Here is an 18,741-nt window from a genome sequence, read left to right as displayed (position 1 = left end):
CTGCCGTGAACGGCCGGAGAATGTGCGGGAAGATGTTCGGGTGCCGCTACCTGATCCAGATCTGCTCATCGATTTCGACAACGTACTCATCCGTCGGGGAGGGTCCACTCTCGTGGGGCCCGTCACCTGGAAAGTGGAGCTGGACGAGCGATGGGTGGTGCTCGGACCCAACGGTGCCGGCAAGACCTCGCTGCTGCGCATCGCGGCCGGTGAGACTTTCCCGACCAGTGGTTCTGCCCACCTCCTTGGCGAAGTTCTCGGCAAGGTCGACGTCAACGAGTTGCGCCCGCGAATCGGTTTGTCCTCGTCGTCGTTGGCGAACCGCGTGCCCGGCGACGAGAAGGTCAGCGACCTCGTCGTGTCGGCGGGCTACGCCGTTCTCGGTCGGTGGCGCGAGGAGTACGAATCCATGGACACCTCGCGCGCTGTGGAGATGCTCGAAAGCCTCGGCGCCGAGCACCTGGCGGATCGCACGTACGGGACGCTTTCCGAAGGCGAGCGCAAGCGCGTCCTCATCGCGCGAGCCTTGATGACCGATCCCGAACTTCTTCTCCTGGACGAGCCCGCCGCCGGGCTCGATCTCGGTGGACGTGAGGAACTTGTGGCCAGACTCGCCGAACTGGCTGCCGATCCGGACGCCCCGGCTACCGTTCTGATCACCCATCACGTCGAGGAAATTCCGCCAGGATTCACTCACGCACTCCTTCTCAAGGAAGGGGAGGTCGTCTCTCAGGGCCTTCTGGACGACGTCATCACCGCCGAAAATCTGAGCGCGGCATTCAGCCAGTCCATCAGCCTCGACAAGGCGGACGGCCGATACTTCGCACGACGTGCGAGGCCGTCAGGAGCTCATCGCGCGTGAGCTTCAGTGGGACCTGAAATGCGTCCCAGATCACAGATCGCGTAGGTTCGCGAAGCATGGCTAACGAGAATACAAACGCTGTCCCCGAGCCCAAGGATGCGTCGACCGTCATCTTGGTGCGCGATGCCGAATCCGGGATCGAGATCTTCCTGCTTCAACGAGTACAGGGGATGGCGTTTGCCGGGGGCATGACGGTCTTCCCCGGCGGCGGCGTCGACAAGTCCGATGCGACGGCAGAGGTCGAGTGGGCCGGACCGTCTGTCGAGTGGTGGGCCGAGCGGTTCAGCACGGATGTGGCTCGGGCGAAGGCTCTCGTCTTGGCTGCGGTGCGGGAAACGTTCGAGGAGTGCGGCGTTCTGCTCGCCGGACCGACCGCGGACACCGTCGTCGCGGACACGGCCGGCTACGCACAGGACCGAGTAGCTCTCGAAAAGCACGAGCTGTCGTTCAGCGATTTCCTGAAGAAGGAGAACCTGGTCCTGCGAACGGATCTGCTGCGGCCGTGGGCGAACTGGATCACGCCGGTGGGCGAGACCCGCCGCTACGACACGCGCTTCTTCGTCGCAGCGTCACCGACCGGACAGATCGCGGACGGGGTCACCTCCGAGGCCGCCGAGGTGCGTTGGCAGAGCCCGCAGGACGCGCTGGCGCATTGGCGGGAGGGTGGCAGCATCCTGTTGCCGCCGACGTGGAGTCAGCTGACCGAATTGGCCAAGTTCAGCTCGGTGGCGGAGATACTCGCAGCCGAGCCGGAGATTCCCGTCATCCTGCCTACGTTGATCACCGACGAGGAGACTCTGCGCGTCGAGTTCCCGAATCAGGACGGTTACTACGTCGCCGGGCCGCATCCGTGGTCGGTCAAGGCGGCAAAGTAACCTCTCGATCATGGCTGAATTTGTGACTCTCGAGGTTTCCGAAGGCATCGGCACCATCCGTCTGGCGCGCCCGCCCATGAACGCTCTGAACCGTCAGGTCCAGGACGAGTTGGCTGCTGCCGCACACGCTGCGACCGTCGACAAGGCAGTCAAGGCCGTCATCGTCTACGGCGGCGAGAAAGTCTTCGCAGCCGGTGCCGACGTCAAGGAAATGGCCGAGATGGATTACGGCCAGATCCGTGACGCCATCGGTGGCATGCAGGCCGGGCTCGGCGCCGTGGCGTCCATCCCGAAGCCGACCGTTGCCGCGATCACCGGATACGCACTCGGTGGCGGACTCGAAGTTGCACTCTCGGCCGATCGCCGGATCGTCGGAGACAACGCCAAGCTCGGAGTTCCGGAGATTCTGCTCGGAATCATTCCCGGTGGCGGCGGTACGCAGCGCCTGGCTCGTCTGATCGGACCGGCCAAGGCCAAGGATCTGGTCTTCACCGGCCGTTTCGTCGGGGCTGACGAGGCGTTGGCCATCGGTTTGGTCGACGAGGTCGTCGCTCCCGACGACGTGTATACCGCCGCTCGCACGTGGGCCTTGCAGTTCGTCGGGGGAGCGTCACGTGCCTTGGCTGCTGCCAAGGCAGCCATCGACGAGGGTCTGAACACCGACCTGGAATCCGGGCTCAAGATCGAGCAGCATCTGTTCGCCGGATTGTTCGCGACCAAGGATCAGGCGATCGGCATGGAGTCGTTCATCGCCAACGGTCCGGGCAAGGCCGAGTTCACGGGCGAGTAGGCTCCCCTAAACTAGAACTTGTTCATCTCTTACCAGCGAGTAGGATAGCCGCCATGACAGCCAGCCCGAATGACGACGCAACCGTCACGCCGCCCGCCGCTACCGACACCTCGGTAGTCGACCCCGCGCCGCGGCCGCACGCCACGGCCGAAGAGGTCGAGGCCGCTCGTAAGGACACCAAGCTCGCCCAGGTGCTCTACCACGACTGGGAAGCCGAAACCTACGACGACAAGTGGTCCATCTCGTACGACGAGCGCTGCATCGACTACGCACGTGGTCGTTTCGACGCCGTCGCGGGCGATCAGCCGCTCCCGTACGAGCGCGCCCTCGAACTGGGTTGCGGCACCGGATTCTTCCTCCTGAACCTGATGCAGGGTGGAGTCGCCAAGACCGGTTCGGTCACCGACCTCTCGCCCGGCATGGTCAAGGTCGCACTGCGCAATGCAGAAAGCCTCGGCCTTCCGGTCGACGGCCGTGTTGCCGATGCCGAGACCATTCCGTACGAGGACAACACCTTCGACCTGGTCGTCGGCCACGCCGTGCTGCACCACATTCCCGACGTCGAGAAGTCGCTGCGCGAGGTCCTTCGTGTCCTCAAGCCCGGCGGCCGTTTCGTCTTCGCCGGTGAGCCCACGACTGTCGGTAACTTCTACGCCCGCTGGCTCGGCCGCGCGACGTGGGAAGCAACCACACGCGTGACCAAGCTGCCGTTCCTGGCAGATTGGCGTCGCCCGCAGGAAGAGCTCGACGAGTCCTCTCGCGCAGCAGCGCTCGAAGCAGTCGTCGACATCCACACGTTCGACCCCACCGACCTCGAGAACATGGCGAAGTCCGCGGGAGCCGATCAGGTCCACGCTGCCACCGAGGAATTCGCCGCGGCGCTTCTCGGATGGCCGGTCCGTACCTTCGAAGCAGCTGTTCCGCCGGAGAAGCTCGGTTGGGGCTGGGGACGTTTCGCTTTCGGTGGTTGGAAGACGCTCAGCTGGGTCGACGAGAAGGTGCTCCGCCACGTCGTTCCTCGCGGATTCTTCTACAACGTCATGATCACCGGCGTGAAGCCCGGCAACTGAATTGGGTTATGACTTCACCCTCGGCGACGTCGACTATCTCGGAAGTGATTCCGGCGTAGCTGCCTTGGCCGAGGTGGATCAGCTCGAACTGTCCACGCGTACGCGTCTGGCCGACATCGGCCGGGCGCGTACGCGTTTCGGTGATCACATGCCTGCGCTCGTGGACACCGTCCTGCTTCGACGCAAGGCCGTTACGAAACTGCCCGGCAGTGATCAGTGGTTGTTCACGGACGACGCGATGCAGCAGGCCACTCCCGGTGTTGTGGCGGCGCACCGCGCGCAGCGTCTGATCGGGCGCGACGTCCACGACGTGACGTGCTCAATCGGCGCCGAACTGCATGCCTTGACCGGAGTTGCGCATCGCGTGATCGGCAGCGACATCGATTCCGTTCGCCTGGCGATGGCACAGCGCAATGTGCCGAGCGCAGCGTTGTTGCGGGCCGACGCGCTCCGCCCGACGACACGCGACACCGTCGTACTGGCGGACCCCGCCCGGCGATCGGGCGGTCGCCGCACTCACGATCCGGCAGCGTTGATGCCACCTCTACCGGACCTCATCGAGGCGTACTCCGGCCGTGATCTCGCGGTGAAGTGTGCTCCCGGACTCGATTTCGACAATCTGGGCTGGGACGGGGAAGTCGAGGTCGTCTCGCTCGACGGCGGCGTCAAGGAAGCATGCCTGTGGTCGACGGGACTGGCCGAGTCCGGCGTCACGCGTCGAGCTTCGGTGCTTCGCTCCGACGGGAGCGGGTGGGCGATCACCGACGCCGAGGACGACGTGATTCCGGAGCAAGCTCCGGGGGAGTGGATCATCGACCCGGACGGAGCGGTAGTGCGCGCAGGCCTCGTGCGCCACTACGCGGCCAGACACGGCCTCTGGCAGCTCGATCCACGCATCGCTTATCTGACCGGTGACAGCGTCCCTGAGGGAGTTCGCGGATTCCGGATCCTCGAGCAGATCAAGTACTCGGAGAAACTGCTCAAACAGACACTGTCCAAGCGGGACTGCGGTGTGGCCGAAATTTTGGTGCGAGGAGTCGACGTTGACCCGGCAGTGCTGCGTCCACGGCTCAAGCTCAAGGGCTCGCTTGCGCTGAGCGTCGTGATCGTGCGGATCGGACGATCGGCGTCGGCCTTCATCTGTGAGGCGTCCCGCTAGCTCACTTGAAGACGAACAGCTCACCGATTGCGCTGGGCGTCAACACTTCGCCCTTGGGGCCGATCGAGGTGCCGACGGTGAAGCCGACTGCTCCCGGCAACGTGTCCTGATCCACCGTCTCACCGGTTTCGGTGTCGAAGGTGATCAGGCTCAGTCCGTTCTCACCCTCGCGGACGACGGTGTATCCGGTGTTGCCGGCGGTCTGCGCCGGAACGCCCAGTTGCAGAAGGTCTTTACGTTCCCAGGCCAGTTCGGCGTGATCTCCCTCGTCGCGCACGGCAAGGAGGTGGCCCTTGTCGCCGCCGGCGGGAATGATCAAACCGTCGTCGGACGTCGAGGCACTACCGGCCGAGTTGAAGCCGATGTCGTAACTCCATCTGGTGTCACCGGTTTCGGCGTTCACTGCCCAGAGAGATCCGTTGTTGTCGGTGGCGTACACGGTCTTGCCGTCCTTCGACAGGTCCGGGCTCGACGCCGTTCCACCGGGAAGCGCGTCGGTGGACCACTCGCGGGTGATGGACGGATTGTCGCCGCCCGTGTACTTCATGGCGACCAGATCGGCTGCCCGAGAACTGGGTCCGTAGAAGGTGAAGTAGAACTTGCCGGTGCCCAGGTCCACTGCCGGCGTATTGGCCACCGGGCAGCCGGACGTGCCGAGGAAGCACTCGTTCAAACCCTTGTTGTCGGGAATGAGTTCTGCATTTGCGCCCTGGTCGATCGACGGCGGCGGGATCAGGTCGAACGACGGAACCACTTTGGCGCCGGTCTGCGGGTCGAGCACGTTGATCTGACCCAATTGGGTGATGAACAACAGGTTTCCGTCGCCGGTGAACTGCGACGAGAGAGGAGTGCCCACAACGAGCGTGCGCCAACGCAATTGACCAGTCTCGGTGAAGGACATCATCGCGCCGCTCTCACCGACGTAGACATTGGTGGCCGTGTCGACGATGGGCGTGGACGCGACTACTCCGTCGTTGAGTCGAGCGCACCACTTCTTGCGACCCGTATCCATCTGGAACGAGAAGAGATTGCAGCCGTTCTCGGTGCGGGCGGTGACGAAGCTCTGGCCGTTCGCGGCCACCGAGGCGTACGCGGCAACCGGACCGCCGAGAGGGCGTGACCATGCGAACTCGACATCGCGTGATCCGGTGACCGGGCTCGTGTCGCTGTTGCGGGCGTCGGCATGCATGGCCGGCCAACCCGCCGACGCGTACCGGTCCACCCGTCCGTCGTCGCTGCCGCAACCGGCGATCAGGGCCGCAGCGATCGCCGTCGACACCATCACGGACGACCGTAGGACCCGCCGCATCACAATCTCCCTGCCTTCACTTGATCAAGAGCCCTCGGTAACTGCACAAGCCCGGACCAGAGACTATCCCGACCGGGGCAACGTGACGGGGCACACCCCGAGGGTCGGTGAGTCGGCCCCACGTAGGCTGAACACTCATGACGAGCATGTGGGGCGCACCGTTGCGCACTCGATGGCGGGGATCACGCCGAGGCGACAGCGATCAGGCCAAGTTCTTGACGGTCGATTCCCTCAAATGGGTTCTGGCGAACAAGGCGTACACACCCTGGTATCTGGTGCGGTACTACCGTCTCGCCAAGTTCAAGATGGCCAACCCGCACGTGATCCTGCGCGGCATGGTGTTCCTCGGCAAGAACGTCGAAATCCATTCGACCCCCGACCTGTCCCGCCTCGAGATCGGGCGCTGGGTACACATCGGCGACGGCAACGCGATCCGTTGCCACGAAGGTTCGCTGCGCATCGGCGACAAGGTCGTCTTCGGCAAGGACAACGTCGTCAACACCTACCTCGACATCGAAATCGGTGCGTCGACGCTCGTAGCCGACTGGTGCTACATCTGCGACTTCGACCACCGCATGGACGACATCAACACACCGATCAAGGACCAGGGCATCGTCAAGGGCCCCGTCCGTATCGGCCCGGACACCTGGGTGGCAGCGAAGGTCACCGTGCTGCGAAATACCCGCGTCGGACGCGGTTGTGTGCTCGGTGCGCACGCCGTCGTCAAGGGAGACATCCCGGATTTCAGCATCGCGGTCGGCTCGCCTGCGAAGGCGGTCAAGAACCGCAAGTCCGATTGGGAAGCCGGCGCTGCCGATCGTGCGAAGTACATCGCGGCACTCGAGGACATCGCACGCAAGAAGGCTGCTGCGGACGCTGCCGACGCGTCGTCGACGTCGTAGCTCACTTTTTGGCAGAACCAGCGATTACTTTCGGCGCCGCCACCGGTCTGTATCGGTATCGGCGCCGAAAGTCTGCGCCGGTGAAAGGAGTGCCGACATGAGCGAACAGACACCCGAATGGGTCGTGGCGCAGCGCCGCGAACTGGTGGGATTTCTCGAAGGCCTGAGCGCGGAGCAGTGGAACGCGCCGACCCTGTGCGACGGGTGGCGGGTCCGCGAAGTGATCGCGCACATCACCATGCCCTACCGATACTCGGCGCCGCGATTCGTCGTGGAAATGGTCAAGTCACGCGGAAACTTCAACAAGATGTCGAATCGGCGAGCGCTCGCCGACGCGTCGGAAGTCGGTGAGCAACAACTGCTTGCCTCGCTTCGCGACAACGTCGCACACCCGTGGAAGCCGCCGGGCGGTGGCTTCGAGGGTGCACTCTCACACGACGTGATCCACGGTCAGGACATTCGCGTGGCACTCGGCGACGACTACGTGGTGCCCGAAGACCGGCTCACTCGTGTGCTCAGCGGACTCTCGCCCAAAACCGTGAAGTATTTCGGGACTGACCTCGACGGCGCTCGGTTGCGCGCCGACGACCGAGACTGGACGTACGGTGCCGGCGCCGAGGTTCACGGAGCGGCGCAGGACTTGTTGCTGGTGTTGTGTGGCCGGATGTTGCCACCAGGCCATCTGCTCGGGGATGCGAGTTCTCGCTTCACCGCGCCCCTCCCGACCCGCTGAGGTCAGCGCTTCAGCGACCAGGGAGCGGCCGCTCGGGAATCTGCGGCCGCGCCAACGGCTGCCGCACCCGACGCTTTGCGCCCGCGTAGACGTGAGCAGTCTCCTCGGCGACCTGATGCCAGTCGAAGTCCGACGTCAGGCGTGCCCGGGCGGCCACTGCCCGTTCCTGCGCCCCGGCGGGATCGTCGAGAACCTCGCGGACCGCCGAGGTGAGCCCGGCGATGTCACCCGGTTGGAACGACATCCCGGTCACCCCGTCGACTACCGCTTCGCCCAGTCCGCCTGCGGTGGACGTGATCAGCGGCGTGCCGGCTGCCGCCGCTTCGAGGGCGATGATCCCGAACGGCTCGTAGCGCGACGGCAGGACGATGGCGTCCGCACCGTGCAGCCAGCTGAGCAGTTCCGTGTGATCGAGGTTGCCGAGAAAGTCCACTGCCCGCGCGACGCGATGTGTGCGCGCCTGTTGGTAGAGCCAGGTGAACTGGGTGCCTTCGCCCGCGATCGCGAGGGTCGTGCCGGGGTGGCTACGACGGATTCGGGGGAGTGCCGCGATAGCGTCCTGCACACCCTTCTCGTATTCCAGGCGGCCGACGAAGAGGAGTTTCGGCGGCCCTGACCGCGGTCCACGTTCGCGAAAGCTCCACGTGGTCACGTCGATTCCGTTGCGGATGACAGTGATCGGCGGCAGCGTCGGACCGTAGAGTTCGGTCACTTCTTCCTGCATGGACGCCGAACAGGTTATGAGAGAGTCGGATTCGTTTGCCAGCCACCACTCGACCGAGTGGACCTGGCGGTTGATGCGTCCGGAGATCCAGCCGCTGTGGCGACCCGCCTCGGTGGCGTGAAGCGTGGAAACCAGTGGGACGTCATAGAATTCGGCCAAGGCGATCGCCGGATGTGCGACCAGCCAGTCGTGTGCGTGCACGACGTCCGGTTGCCAGCCCTCGCCCACTCCTGGCTTGTGCAGCGCCATCCCGGCACGGACCATCGCGTGACCCATCGCGAGGGTCCACGCGAGCATGTCCTCGCCGAAGACGAAGTGTGCCGGGTCCTCGGCCACTGCGACGACCAGTACGCCTTCGGAGATGTGCGTGACCGTCGGGTGCGTCGACGCATCGGTGCCGGAGGGGCGGCGCGAGAGAACCACGACTTCGTGGCCTGCAGCCGCAAGCTCGGTGGCGAGATGGTGGACGTGTCGGCCGAGGCCGCCGACAACGACCGGTGGGTACTCCCACGAGACGATGAGAATCTTCACGACGCGCTCCCGTTCACCAGTTCTGTGTCAGGCAGACGGCGAGCATCCAGCCCCGGGAACAATCCGTCGGCGCGATTCCAGCCTTCGGCCAGTCGCTCGGCGACGGCATCGCGGCCGGAAACGAGCGCTTCGGAGATTTCCCGGGTCGCGTGGGCGTGCTTGTGTGCGCGTTCACGGGCGTACCCCGCGGCCGAATCCTTGCTCACCATGAATGCCCAATCGCTCGAAACTGTCATCAGTGTCTCGCGAAGGACCTGATCGTTGACCCGGTTTCGCAGTTCCGGTCGGCCGGGTGCGTTGTCGCGGCCGCGAGACTTGTCCACGGTGGTGAGGGCGGTATCGACTACTTCGGAGTTCAGTTGCACGAGGTCGGACACCTGATCGCCGGCCCACACGCGCCAGTCCTTGCCCGATCCCCAGGACGAATCCTCGAGTTGAACGGGTTCGCCGACGTATCCCGATTCCTTGGCGTCGGCGAGGGTGCCGACGCGAATTCCGGCTTCCGGAAGCGCGCGCAGGAGCTTCTCGAGCCACTGCGGGCCTTCGTGCCACCAGTGCCCGAACAGTTCGGTGTCGAATGCTGCGACCACGAGGGCGTCGCGGCCGATGCGGGTGGATTCGCTGCGCAGACGCGCCCGAACGGTTTCGACGAAGTCGGCAACATGCTTGTCGACGGCGGCGGCGGCGAGTTCGGGGTCGTACGGCAACTTGTCGGCGGAGTCGACGGTCCGGCCGGTGACCCGCGAGGGCTTGAGACCCGTCTCGTGGTCGTAGGTGTGGAAATCGCGGTAAGCAGCGTGACCCGGATATCCGGATTTCGGGGACCAGACGCGGTAGCTGACCTGAAGGTCGCGGCCGAAGGCAACCACGTCGGATTCTCGAACCGGGCGACCGAGGGACGTGTCGCCGCGCAAGGCGGGACCGTCGACCATGAAGTGGGTGACACCCGCTTCGGCGTACCCGCGCTCCATGCCCGGGGTGTACCCGCACTCGGGCCCCCAGATCCCGGTCGGAGTGTGGTTCCACCGGGCATGCGCGTCGGCGAGACCTTCGCGGAGGGAGAACGCACGCAAGCGAGGGTCGAGCAGCGGCTGGAACGGGTGGGCCAGCGGCCCGCCGAGAAGCTCGAAGGCCTCGCGGTCGATGAGGTCGCGGAACACGGGTGAGGCGCCGTGCTGCCAATGAGTCTCGAAATCTTCGAGAGCCGCTGCGGACGCTCGGTGTTCGCGCGCTCCGAGTTCGCGGTGCGCTGCGTCCGGCATGCCGGCGGCCTCATGTGCACGGATCTGCCAGTTGCCGAGCCAGTGATGCATGCCGGCGAGGCAGTGGGGATCGTCCAACTGGGCCGCGAGCACCGGCGTGATTCCCAGCGTCAGCAGGTGCGATCGGCCCTCGTCGGCCAGGCGTCGTAGCGCGGCGGCAAGCGGAATGTACGACGCAGCCCAGGACTGGTAGATCCATTCTTCGCCGACGGGCCATCTGCCGTGGTTGGCGAGCCACGGCAGATGGGAGTGCAGAACCAGGGCGAACATCCCCGGTTCGGTGACGGGTGTTGCGTTACTCACTCGCCGGATTCCTTCACGGCAGTGTCCTTCGCAGCGCTGTCTTTCACGGCGATAGCGACGAGGTCGAGGCTGTCGTCGATGTCGGGTTCGCTGATGCTGAAGTCGTCGACGGTGATGCCCTCGACGTCGCGGGTGAGATCTTCGGGCCAGGGCTCACCGGCCAACGCGCGGTCGATCTGCGCGTTGATGAACGATCCGCCGTGCTTGGCGTCGAGTTCCTTCAGGCGTGAACCGTGGTGGACGCCGGTCATCAACTGAACGCGGAATCCGGCGTCTTCGAGCAATTCGGTCATTTCGGCGGCGTTGAGCTCACGAGTGTGGAAAGGGTTGAGCGGCGTGTCGCGGCCGGGGGAGAACGTGATCCGGTTGGGGGTACTGATCAGAAGTTCACCGCCGGGAGCGAGAACTCGGAAGCACTCGCGCAGGAACTGACCCTGATCCCACAGGTGCTCGATAACCTGGAAATTGACGACGACGTCAACCGAGTTGTCGGCCAGTGGAAGCTCGGCGAGGTTGCCGTGAAGCATCTCGACGCGGGGGTAGCGCGCACGAACGTGTTCGACCGCGGAGACGTCGTAGTCGAGGCCGGTAACCTTCGTTGCGACGTCCGCAATCATGTTGGCGCCGTAGCCTTCTCCGGATCCGGCCTCGAGGACTCGGCGGTCCGTGCAGCGCTCCAGAAGTGCGCGGTACACCACTTCGTGGCGTCGGAACCAGTAGTTCTCCTCGGGGATTCCTGGCACGGTTCGTTCGCCCGTCAAGGGCAGGGGTGCGTCCTCGTGGTTGCTGACACTCGTTTCACTCACCCGTGCGAGATTAGTGCCATCCGAGTAGAACGTGTTCGCCGTGGTCCAGATCACTGCTGTCAATTCCTGTTCGTGCCGTTATGGTGGACGAGGTTCCACGTTAAGTTACCCACCGGTAACTTAACGTGGGGTAATCTAACGCACAGCCGACGTGAACCGAGAAATTCGCCCGTGGGGAGACCTGTCGGACTCTCTTTTCGGACGCTCGGACTGCGCGAGCACCACAGACGATTTATCAGGTGAATTACACACAGGAGGTCGACGAAGACCCATGACGAATATCGTTGTTTTGATCAAGCAGGTCCCCGACACATGGTCCGAGCGCAAGCTGACCGACGGCGACTACACGCTTGACCGTGAAGCCGCTGACGCAGTCCTCGACGAGATCAACGAGCGCTCCGTCGAAGAAGCACTCCTCATCAAGGAAGCTCAGGGCGGTGAGGTAACGGTGCTGTCCGCAGGTCCCGACCGCGCCACCGACGCTATCCGCAAGGCTCTGTCGATGGGCGCCGACAAGGCCGTCCACATCAACGACCCGGCACTGCACGGCTCCGACGCGATCCAGACCGCATGGACGCTCGCTGCTGCTCTCGGACAGATCACCTTCGAGAACGACGAGCCTGCCGACCTGATCATCGCCGGCAACGAGGCCACCGACGGCCGCGTCGGCGCTGTTCCGGCCATCATCGCCGAGTACCTGGGCATCCCGCAGCTCACGCAGCTGCGCAAGGTCGTCGTCGCCGACGGCAAGATCACCGGTGAGCGCGAGACCGACGAGGGCGTCTTCGGCCTCGAGGCTTCGCTGCCCGCGATCGTCTCGGTCACCGAGAAGATCAACGAGCCGCGCTTCCCGTCCTTCAAGGGCATCATGGCCGCGAAGAAGAAGGAAGTTCTCGTTTACACGCTGGCCGACCTCGGAGTCGACCCGGAGACCGTCGGAGTTGCCAACGCCGGCACCACCGTGACGTCCTCCACTCCGAAGCCCCCCCGTACCGCTGGTGAGCGCATCGCCGACGAGGGAGACGGTGGCACCAAGATCGCCGCTTACCTCGTCAGCAACAAGGTCATCTGATCGCGCCCTTCTAGACATCCAGCAGAAGAACTCAGGGAGAGTTAAGTCATGGCAGAAGTACTTGTGCTCGTAGAGCACGCAGAGGGTGCGCTGAAGAAGGTCAGCACCGAACTCATCACCGCTGCACGCGCACTCGGTGAGCCGTCGGCAGTTGTCGCCGGCCCCGCGGGCACCGCAGCAAAGCTCGCCGACGCTCTGGCAGCAGCCGGAGCCGAGAAGATCTACGTCGCCGAGTCCGACGACATCGACGGCTACCTCGTCACCCCCAAGGTCGACGTTCTCGCCGCTCTGGTCGAGTCCACCAGCCCGGCAGCAGTCATCACCGCAGCCGGCACCGAGGGCAAAGAGGTTGCCGGTCGTCTGGCCGCACGTCTGGGCTCCGGACTGCTGACCGACGTCATCGAGATCAAGGCTGACGGCACCGGCGTCCACTCCATCTTCGGTGGCGCGTTCACCGTCGAAGCCAAGGCCAACGGCGACGTTCCCGTCTACTCGGTTCGTCCGGGTGCAGTCGAGGCTGCTCCGCAGGCCGGCGCAGGCGAGCAGATCACCGTCGAGGTTCCGGCTCAGGACGAGAGTGCCGTCAAGGTCACCTCGCGTGAGCCCATTGTCGGCGGCGACCGCCCCGAGCTCACCGAGGCGTCGGTTGTCGTCTCCGGTGGACGTGGCGTCGGCAGCGCGGACAAGTTCTCCGTCGTCGAAGAGCTGGCCGATTCCCTCGGTGCTGCAGTCGGTGCTTCGCGTGCCGCTGTGGACTCGGGTTACTACCCCGGACAGTTCCAGGTCGGTCAGACCGGTAAGACGGTCTCCCCGCAGCTGTACATCGCGCTCGGCATTTCCGGTGCCATCCAGCACCGCGCCGGCATGCAGACGTCCAAGACCATCGTCGCGGTCAACAAGGACGAAGAGGCACCCATCTTCGAGATCGCCGACTTCGGCATCGTGGGCGACCTGTTCAACGTCGCACCGCAGCTCACCGAAGCTGTGAAGTCCCACAAGGGCTAAAAAGCACAAACTGCTGTGCGCCTTTATCAACCCCCCGCGGTTGATAAAGGCGCACAGTGCTTTATTCACCCGGCCTGCATCGGCATGTCACTTCGCCGATACCGAGACGCCGTTCGCGCTCGATAAACCTTGCGCATGACAATTACGTCAGTCCTTCGCTCCGCGAGTGACAATCTCGGCCGTGAGGTCGCCCAGCCGAGATATTCCCTGATCGTCTCCTCCGACCGCGAGCATCGTGTCGCCGCGCAGCGCCTTCGATACCGAGTGTTCGCCTCCGAGCCAGGCTTCTCCCTCCCGGCCTCGGCCGGGGTCTTCGAACTCGACGCCGACGGCTTCGACGAATTCTGTGATCATCTACTCGTTCGTGACAACATCACCGAGGAGTACGTCGGCTGCTACCGAATGCTGCCGCCGGATTCCGCTGCGGCGGCGGGTGGGTATTACACCGCAACCGAATTCGACATCTCCGCGCTCGATCCGGTGTCGAACAGGATCGTCGAAATGGGTCGCGCGTGCGTCGATCCCGCGCACCGCACCGGATCCGTCCTGAGCCTGATGTGGTCGGGCATCCTGCATTATCTCGAACTGACCGGATACGAGTGGGTGATGGGCTGCGTCTCCGTGCCCATCTTGCCGAGCCCCGATTCAATTGCCGGCGCCGATGTCCGCGGCGTCCGTGACTTCGTGATGAACAAACACGCCAGTCCGGGGTCGCGGCGGGTGACGCCACGAAACCCGGTGGTCCTCGGCGGTCTGACGCTCGACGAGATTGCCGCACCGGAACGCGTGACGATGCCGCCGTTGCTCCGTGGCTACTTGCGGATGGGCGCGATGATCTGCGGGGAACCTGCTCACGATCCCGAGTTCGGTGTGGCCGATTTTGTTGCGCTGCAAGGCCTTCACTCCGCCAACAAGCGCTATCTGGAACGGCTGCGATCGGCGGCCGCCGCACACGAATCGGGGATCGGCTGATGACCGCGACGGTGCCGTACTGGGTGCCGACGAGCCCCTGCGGCGACGGGTGCCTACCTACGGACGCACCCGGTGTGTCGAGTATCACCGTGATGGCCCGCGGGGTCATGGTCGGCGCCGCACTGGTGACTGCGCCGGTGCTCTCGGCCGGCTGGCTGCTCCCGCGCACCTGGCGTACGGAGATGCAACGCGGATACTCGCGCGCGTTGCTGCGTTGTCTGGGAATGAAGCTCACGGTCGACGATCAGCGGTTGGGGCGCGCCGAACCGGCGGGCGTGATGGTTGTCGCCGGTCACGTGTCGTGGACCGACGTCCTCGTCGCGAGTGCCGTTGCCCCGGCCAACTTCGTCGCCCGTGCCGACCTGCTCGACTGGGCAGTGCTCGGTGGTCTCGCGCGCCGGATGCGCGTAGTGCCCATCGATCGCGCCCGACTGCGTGAACTTCCCGGAACCGTCGACGTCGTTCGCGAACGACTTCAGCGTGGTGTCCGCGTAATGGTGTTTCCCGAGGGAACGACCTGGTGCGGGCGGGCGTACGGAGGTTTTCGCCCGGCGATGTTCCAAGCTGCCGTCGACGCCGAATGCCCGGTTCAGCCGATGGCGATCCGCTACGAGAACGCCGACGGTTCCCTGTGCACCGGACCGTGCTTTGTCGGCACCGAAACTATCGGTCAGTCCATCCGTCGGATCCTGCGTCAGAAGAACGTCGAGGTGAAGGTCAGGCTGGCTCCGCTCGAGGAGGCAGGGGAGTGTCGAGTCGACCTCGCGCAGCGATGCGAGAGAGCCGTACGTGGCGTCGAAACCATCGATTTGGCAGCTCACGACATCTTCGACCCCGCACCGGAACTCGTGACACAAGCCGTGGGACAAATCGATACCTCCCCGGCAATGACCGCTTAGCCTGCTGAGCGAGGCTGGGCGAACTCTCGTGCTGGGCTATCCTTGTCAAGCCATGACTCTGCCTGCACCCAGTGCCCACGCCGGATTTCCGGTGTACCTCGATCATGCCGCCACGACTCCGATGTCGGCAGCCGCTATCGAGGCGATGACCGATACCTTCAAAACCGTGGGCAACGCGTCCTCGCTGCACGGTTCCGGCCGTGCGGCCCGGCGCCGCGTCGAGGAATCGCGCGAATCGATCGCCGCCAGCCTGGGTGCGCGGCCGTCGGAGGTCATCTTCACCTCCGGCGGAACCGAGAGCGACAATCTCGCGGTCAAGGGCATCTACTGGGCTCGCCGTGACGCTGATCCGCGACGCACTCGCATCCTGGCGAGCTCCGTCGAGCATCATGCGGTGCTCGACGCCGTTGAGTGGCTCGAGCAGCACGAGGGCGCGCGCGTGACGTGGTTGCCGGTCGACGAGAACGGTGTCGTTGACCCGCAGACCTTGCGCGACGAGCTTTCCGTCCACGCCGACGAGGTAGCACTCGTGACGGTGATGTGGGCCAACAACGAGGTCGGCTCCATCATGCCGATCGTGGAGTTGGCGGAGATTTCGGCTGAGTTCGAGATTCCGATGCACAGCGACGCGGTTCAGGCCGTTGCGCAATTGCCGGTCGATTTCGCGGCGAGCAAGTTGTCCGCGCTGAGCATCGCGGCGCACAAGTTCGGTGGTCCGCACGGCGTCGGCGCACTGCTGCTCGGACGCCAGGTTCCGTGTGTGCCGCTCCTTCACGGCGGCGGACACGAACGTGATCTGCGTTCGGGCACTCCGGATACTGCGGGCGTTGTCGGGATGGCTGCGGCGCTGCGCGCAAACGTCGAGAACTTCGATTCCAGCACAAGGGAATTGGCGCAGTTGCGTGACCGTTTGATCGACGGAGTCCTGGAGATTCTTCCCGAGTCGGTGCTCAACGGCCCGACCGGATCCGATCGGCTTCCCGGTAACGCGCACTTCACCTTCCCCGGCTGCGAGGGCGATTCGTTGCTGATGCTGCTCGACGCCGCCGGTATCGAATGTTCCACCGGTTCGGCCTGCACCGCCGGTGTGGCCAGAGCCAGCCATGTCTTGATCGCGATGGGCGTCGAATCGCCCGTCGCGCGTGGCTCACTGAGATTTTCGCTCGGACATACGTCGAGTGTCACCGATGTGGACGCGCTGATCGCTGCGCTTCCACAAGTAGTAGAGCGCGCTCGGGCCGCCGGTCTTGCCGGTGCCGGTTCGCGTGGAGGGGATCGCTGATGCGAGTACTCGCAGCCATGAGCGGAGGTGTCGACTCCGCTGTCGCCGCCGCCCGCGCTGTTGCCGCCGGACATGACGTCGTCGGCGTTCATCTTGCGCTGTCCACGGCGCCGGGTGCATTGCGGACGGGTTCGCGTGGATGCTGCTCGAAGGAAGATGCCGGCGACGCCAGGCGCGCTGCCGACGTCCTCGGAATACCCTTCTACGTCTGGGATTTCGCCGATCGCTTCAAGGAAGACGTGATCGACGACTTCGTGGCGTCGTACGCAGCGGGTGAGACCCCCAATCCGTGCCTGCGGTGCAACGAGAAGATCAAGTTCACCGCACTCGCCGACCGTGCGGTCGCTCTCGGCTTCGATGCCGTGGCGACCGGTCACTACGCGCGCCTCGAAGGCGGCGTCCTGCGCCGGGCGGTCGACGCGGACAAGGATCAGTCGTATGTCCTCGGTGTGCTGACGGCTGATCAGCTTTCGCGCGCGATGTTCCCGATCGGTGACACACCGAAAGAACAGATCCGCGAGGAAGCCGCCGAGCGCGGTCTGGCTGTGGCGAACAAGCCTGACAGCCATGACATCTGCTTCATCCCGACCGGCGATACCCGAGCATTCCTGGGTGCGCGCATCGGCGTTCGTCCCGGAAGCGTCGTCGACGCCGATTCGGGTGAGGTCCTCGCTGCACACGACGGCGTACACGGCTTCACGATCGGACAGCGCAAGGGGCTCGGCGTCGAAGGTCCCGCAGGTGACGGCCGTCCGCGGTACGTGACCGCGATCGAGCCCGAAACCGGAACGGTGCGAGTCGGTTCGGCCAAGAATCTCGACGTCTGGGCCATCTCGGCCCAGCGCGCGATCTGGACCTCGGGCCAGGCGCCGGAAGGCCCCGTCGAGTGCATGGTGCAGGTCCGTGCGCACGGCGGACTGGCGCAGGCCGTCGCCGAGGCCGTCGACGACGGTACTTCGGGCGGCGGCATCTCCATTTCGTTGCGCGAACCACTGACCGGCGTCGCGAAGGGCCAGGCCGTCGTGCTGTATCGCCCCGACAGCGAACTGGGCGACCAGGTTCTCGGCAGTGGCACCATCTCCGGCACCGAATCCGAGCCGAACACACTGTGACACAGCAGGTTTCCATCGGTGGCCTGGTCACCGGAATCGGATCCTGGCCGGGCGCGGACGCCCGCGAGAGCGCCGCAACCATCCTTGGCGAACTGGGCGGTTTCCCACACCTGGTGGAGTTGCCGAGCCGCGGTCTCGGCGCTGACATGGTCGGCCGAGCAGGCGCCATTCTGGTCGACATCAACCTCGACGCCTCGACCCGCGCCTATCGCGTCGTGCCTCGGCGGGGCAACGTCGCGAAGCGAGCCGAGGACTTCCTGAATCAGGATCTCGACGCACTCGAGGAAGCCTGGGAATCGGCCCGTCTGGTCGGCGGAGACCACGTGATCAAGCTTCAAGCTGCCGGCCCGCTGACACTCGGCGCCGAGATCGAGGTTGCAAACGGTTCGCGAGTTCTCGTCGACCGTGGGGCACTCCGGGACATCGCCGAATCACTTGGTGAGGGGCTCGCGCGCCACGCCGCCGAGGTCACTCGTCGTACCGGTGCCCGGGTGGTGATCCAATTGGACGAGCCGCAGATCGCGGCAGTGCTGGCCGGTTCACTACCCGGGCGCACCAAGATGGAGAGCGTTCCGGCTCTGCCGGAACCCGAGGCGCTCGCCGTTCTCGACTCGACGATCAGCGGTTGCGGACTGCCCACAATCGTCCACAGTTGCGGCGCCGACATGCCGTGGGATCTGCTGAGGCGAAGCCAGGCGTTCGGCGTGAGCTTCGACATGTCGCTCATCGGCTCACGTGATCTGGACGGCATCGGCCAGTTGTTCGACGCCGGCAAGGAATTGGCTCTCGGTCTGGTTCCTTCCGACCCGCCGGAAAAGCCGGTGACGTGGAAAGAGTGCGCGATGCCCGCCGTCACCCTGATCGATCGTCTCGGCTTCTCGCGTGAACTCCTGCAGAACCAGGTCGCGGTAACCCCAAGCTGTGGTCTGGCGGGTGCGAGCCTCGAGTGGAGTCGAGCATCCCTTCGGTTGTGCACAGACGTCGGCAAGGCATTGGTGGACGATCCGTCGGCGTTCTGATGTGTTGCGTTCTGACGTGGAGTCGTGTGGTGTGTCGGTGTGAACCGATAATCT

18 protein-coding genes are annotated in these 18,741 nt (G+C 64.8%); 14 read left to right on the top strand and 4 right to left on the bottom strand.

Annotated features, from left to right (window positions below):
* Nucleotides 1-40: 40 nt before the first annotated feature.
* From H351_RS20600 to H351_RS20580, 5 genes are read left to right on the top strand one after another with little or no spacing between them, the layout of a single operon-like run.
* Complete coding sequence (locus H351_RS20600; protein ID WP_003944728.1) at nucleotides 41-862, top strand: ABC transporter ATP-binding protein; 822 nt, start codon at nucleotides 41-43, stop codon at nucleotides 860-862.
* Between the two features lie 56 nt (nucleotides 863-918).
* Nucleotides 919-1,737, top strand: a complete 819-nt coding sequence (locus H351_RS20595; protein ID WP_029255094.1) for an NUDIX hydrolase — start codon at nucleotides 919-921, stop codon at nucleotides 1,735-1,737.
* 10 nt (nucleotides 1,738-1,747) lie between these two features.
* A complete protein-coding gene (locus H351_RS20590; RefSeq protein WP_029255095.1) occupies nucleotides 1,748-2,527 on the top strand; it encodes an enoyl-CoA hydratase/isomerase family protein in 780 nt (259 codons plus the stop codon).
* Between the two features lie 53 nt (nucleotides 2,528-2,580).
* A complete protein-coding gene (locus H351_RS20585) occupies nucleotides 2,581-3,597 on the top strand; it encodes a class I SAM-dependent methyltransferase (RefSeq protein WP_003944733.1) in 1,017 nt (338 codons plus the stop codon).
* Nucleotide 3,598: 1 nt separating this feature from the next.
* Nucleotides 3,599-4,756, top strand: a complete 1,158-nt coding sequence (locus tag H351_RS20580) for a THUMP-like domain-containing protein (RefSeq protein ID WP_029255096.1) — start codon at nucleotides 3,599-3,601, stop codon at nucleotides 4,754-4,756.
* A 1-nt stretch (nucleotide 4,757) separates the two neighbouring features.
* Here the strand turns inward: H351_RS20580 and H351_RS20575 are convergent, their stop codons facing one another.
* Nucleotides 4,758-6,065: an outer membrane protein assembly factor BamB family protein gene (locus tag H351_RS20575; RefSeq protein ID WP_029255097.1), complete on the bottom strand. Its 1,308-nt coding sequence runs from the start codon at nucleotides 6,063-6,065 to the stop codon at nucleotides 4,758-4,760.
* A gap of 137 nt (nucleotides 6,066-6,202) precedes the next feature.
* Between H351_RS20575 and H351_RS20570 the strand changes: the two genes are divergently transcribed.
* Both H351_RS20570 and H351_RS20565 read left to right on the top strand, forming a co-directional pair.
* Nucleotides 6,203-6,967, top strand: coding sequence for an acyltransferase (locus H351_RS20570; RefSeq protein ID WP_019747901.1), 765 nt, complete (start codon nucleotides 6,203-6,205; stop codon nucleotides 6,965-6,967).
* 97 nt (nucleotides 6,968-7,064) lie between these two features.
* Nucleotides 7,065-7,700, top strand: coding sequence for a maleylpyruvate isomerase family mycothiol-dependent enzyme (locus H351_RS20565; protein WP_019747902.1), 636 nt, complete (start codon nucleotides 7,065-7,067; stop codon nucleotides 7,698-7,700).
* Between the two features lie 10 nt (nucleotides 7,701-7,710).
* Here H351_RS20565 and H351_RS20560 read toward each other — a convergent pair whose 3' ends face one another.
* The 3 genes from H351_RS20560 to H351_RS20550 are packed head-to-tail and all read right to left on the bottom strand — an operon-like array spanning nucleotide 7,711 to nucleotide 11,326.
* A complete protein-coding gene (locus tag H351_RS20560; protein WP_020969294.1) occupies nucleotides 7,711-8,955 on the bottom strand; it encodes a glycosyltransferase family 4 protein in 1,245 nt (414 codons plus the stop codon).
* Complete coding sequence (locus H351_RS20555) at nucleotides 8,952-10,487, bottom strand: 1,4-alpha-glucan branching protein domain-containing protein (protein WP_021343881.1); 1,536 nt, start codon at nucleotides 10,485-10,487, stop codon at nucleotides 8,952-8,954. Before H351_RS20555 ends, H351_RS20560 begins: the two co-directional genes overlap by 4 nt.
* Before the next feature lie 29 nt (nucleotides 10,488-10,516).
* On the bottom strand, nucleotides 10,517-11,326 hold the full coding sequence (locus H351_RS20550) for a class I SAM-dependent methyltransferase (RefSeq protein WP_051636582.1): 810 nt from the start codon (nucleotides 11,324-11,326) through the stop codon (nucleotides 10,517-10,519).
* Nucleotides 11,327-11,597: 271 nt separating this feature from the next.
* On the opposite strand from H351_RS20550, the gene H351_RS20545 reads away from it, so the two are divergent.
* From H351_RS20545 to H351_RS20515, 7 genes are all read left to right on the top strand, one after another.
* A complete protein-coding gene (locus tag H351_RS20545; RefSeq protein WP_019747906.1) occupies nucleotides 11,598-12,398 on the top strand; it encodes an electron transfer flavoprotein subunit beta/FixA family protein in 801 nt (266 codons plus the stop codon).
* Between the two features lie 48 nt (nucleotides 12,399-12,446).
* Complete coding sequence (locus tag H351_RS20540) at nucleotides 12,447-13,403, top strand: electron transfer flavoprotein subunit alpha/FixB family protein (protein ID WP_003944698.1); 957 nt, start codon at nucleotides 12,447-12,449, stop codon at nucleotides 13,401-13,403.
* 135 nt (nucleotides 13,404-13,538) lie between these two features.
* Nucleotides 13,539-14,375 (top strand): GNAT family N-acetyltransferase, encoded by an 837-nt coding sequence (locus H351_RS20535; protein WP_029255099.1) that lies wholly within the window; start codon nucleotides 13,539-13,541, stop codon nucleotides 14,373-14,375.
* Complete coding sequence (locus H351_RS20530; protein ID WP_020907246.1) at nucleotides 14,375-15,274, top strand: lysophospholipid acyltransferase family protein; 900 nt, start codon at nucleotides 14,375-14,377, stop codon at nucleotides 15,272-15,274. Before H351_RS20535 ends, H351_RS20530 begins: the two co-directional genes overlap by 1 nt.
* Before the next feature lie 52 nt (nucleotides 15,275-15,326).
* The gene (locus tag H351_RS20525) at nucleotides 15,327-16,556 is read left to right on the top strand and encodes a cysteine desulfurase family protein (RefSeq protein WP_020907247.1); all 1,230 of its coding nucleotides are present in this window, start codon (nucleotides 15,327-15,329) and stop codon (nucleotides 16,554-16,556) included.
* Complete coding sequence (gene mnmA / locus H351_RS20520; protein ID WP_029255100.1) at nucleotides 16,556-17,668, top strand: tRNA 2-thiouridine(34) synthase MnmA; 1,113 nt, start codon at nucleotides 16,556-16,558, stop codon at nucleotides 17,666-17,668. Before H351_RS20525 ends, mnmA begins: the two co-directional genes overlap by 1 nt.
* Entirely contained in the window at nucleotides 17,665-18,687 is a 1,023-nt protein-coding gene (locus tag H351_RS20515) for a uroporphyrinogen decarboxylase/cobalamine-independent methonine synthase family protein (RefSeq protein ID WP_029255101.1), read from the top strand. Before mnmA ends, H351_RS20515 begins: the two co-directional genes overlap by 4 nt.
* Nucleotides 18,688-18,741 lie beyond the last annotated feature (54 nt).

The organism is Rhodococcus erythropolis R138 (assembly GCF_000696675.2).
In the GTDB taxonomy this organism is placed as follows: domain Bacteria; phylum Actinomycetota; class Actinomycetes; order Mycobacteriales; family Mycobacteriaceae; genus Rhodococcus_F; species Rhodococcus_F erythropolis.
This window is presented reverse-complemented; position numbering and strand designations above follow the sequence as displayed.

What these genes read in the sequence shown, in the direction of transcription:
- H351_RS20595 (WP_029255094.1), top strand. Translation starts at nt 919, where the DNA reads ATGGCTAACGAGAATACAAACGCTGTCCCCGAGCCCAAGGATGCGTCG.
- H351_RS20590 (WP_029255095.1), top strand. Translation starts at nt 1,748, where the DNA reads ATGGCTGAATTTGTGACTCTCGAGGTTTCCGAAGGCATCGGCACCATC.
- H351_RS20585 (WP_003944733.1), top strand. Translation starts at nt 2,581, where the DNA reads ATGACAGCCAGCCCGAATGACGACGCAACCGTCACGCCGCCCGCCGCT.
- H351_RS20575 (WP_029255097.1), bottom strand. Translation starts at nt 6,065, where the DNA reads ATGCGGCGGGTCCTACGGTCGTCCGTGATGGTGTCGACGGCGATCGCT.
- H351_RS20570 (WP_019747901.1), top strand. Translation starts at nt 6,203, where the DNA reads ATGACGAGCATGTGGGGCGCACCGTTGCGCACTCGATGGCGGGGATCA.
- H351_RS20565 (WP_019747902.1), top strand. Translation starts at nt 7,065, where the DNA reads ATGAGCGAACAGACACCCGAATGGGTCGTGGCGCAGCGCCGCGAACTG.
- H351_RS20555 (WP_021343881.1), bottom strand. Translation starts at nt 10,487, where the DNA reads ATGTTCGCCCTGGTTCTGCACTCCCATCTGCCGTGGCTCGCCAACCAC.
- H351_RS20545 (WP_019747906.1), top strand. Translation starts at nt 11,598, where the DNA reads ATGACGAATATCGTTGTTTTGATCAAGCAGGTCCCCGACACATGGTCC.
- H351_RS20540 (WP_003944698.1), top strand. Translation starts at nt 12,447, where the DNA reads ATGGCAGAAGTACTTGTGCTCGTAGAGCACGCAGAGGGTGCGCTGAAG.
- H351_RS20535 (WP_029255099.1), top strand. Translation starts at nt 13,539, where the DNA reads ATGACAATTACGTCAGTCCTTCGCTCCGCGAGTGACAATCTCGGCCGT.
- H351_RS20530 (WP_020907246.1), top strand. Translation starts at nt 14,375, where the DNA reads ATGACCGCGACGGTGCCGTACTGGGTGCCGACGAGCCCCTGCGGCGAC.
- H351_RS20525 (WP_020907247.1), top strand. Translation starts at nt 15,327, where the DNA reads ATGACTCTGCCTGCACCCAGTGCCCACGCCGGATTTCCGGTGTACCTC.
- mnmA (WP_029255100.1), top strand. Translation starts at nt 16,556, where the DNA reads ATGCGAGTACTCGCAGCCATGAGCGGAGGTGTCGACTCCGCTGTCGCC.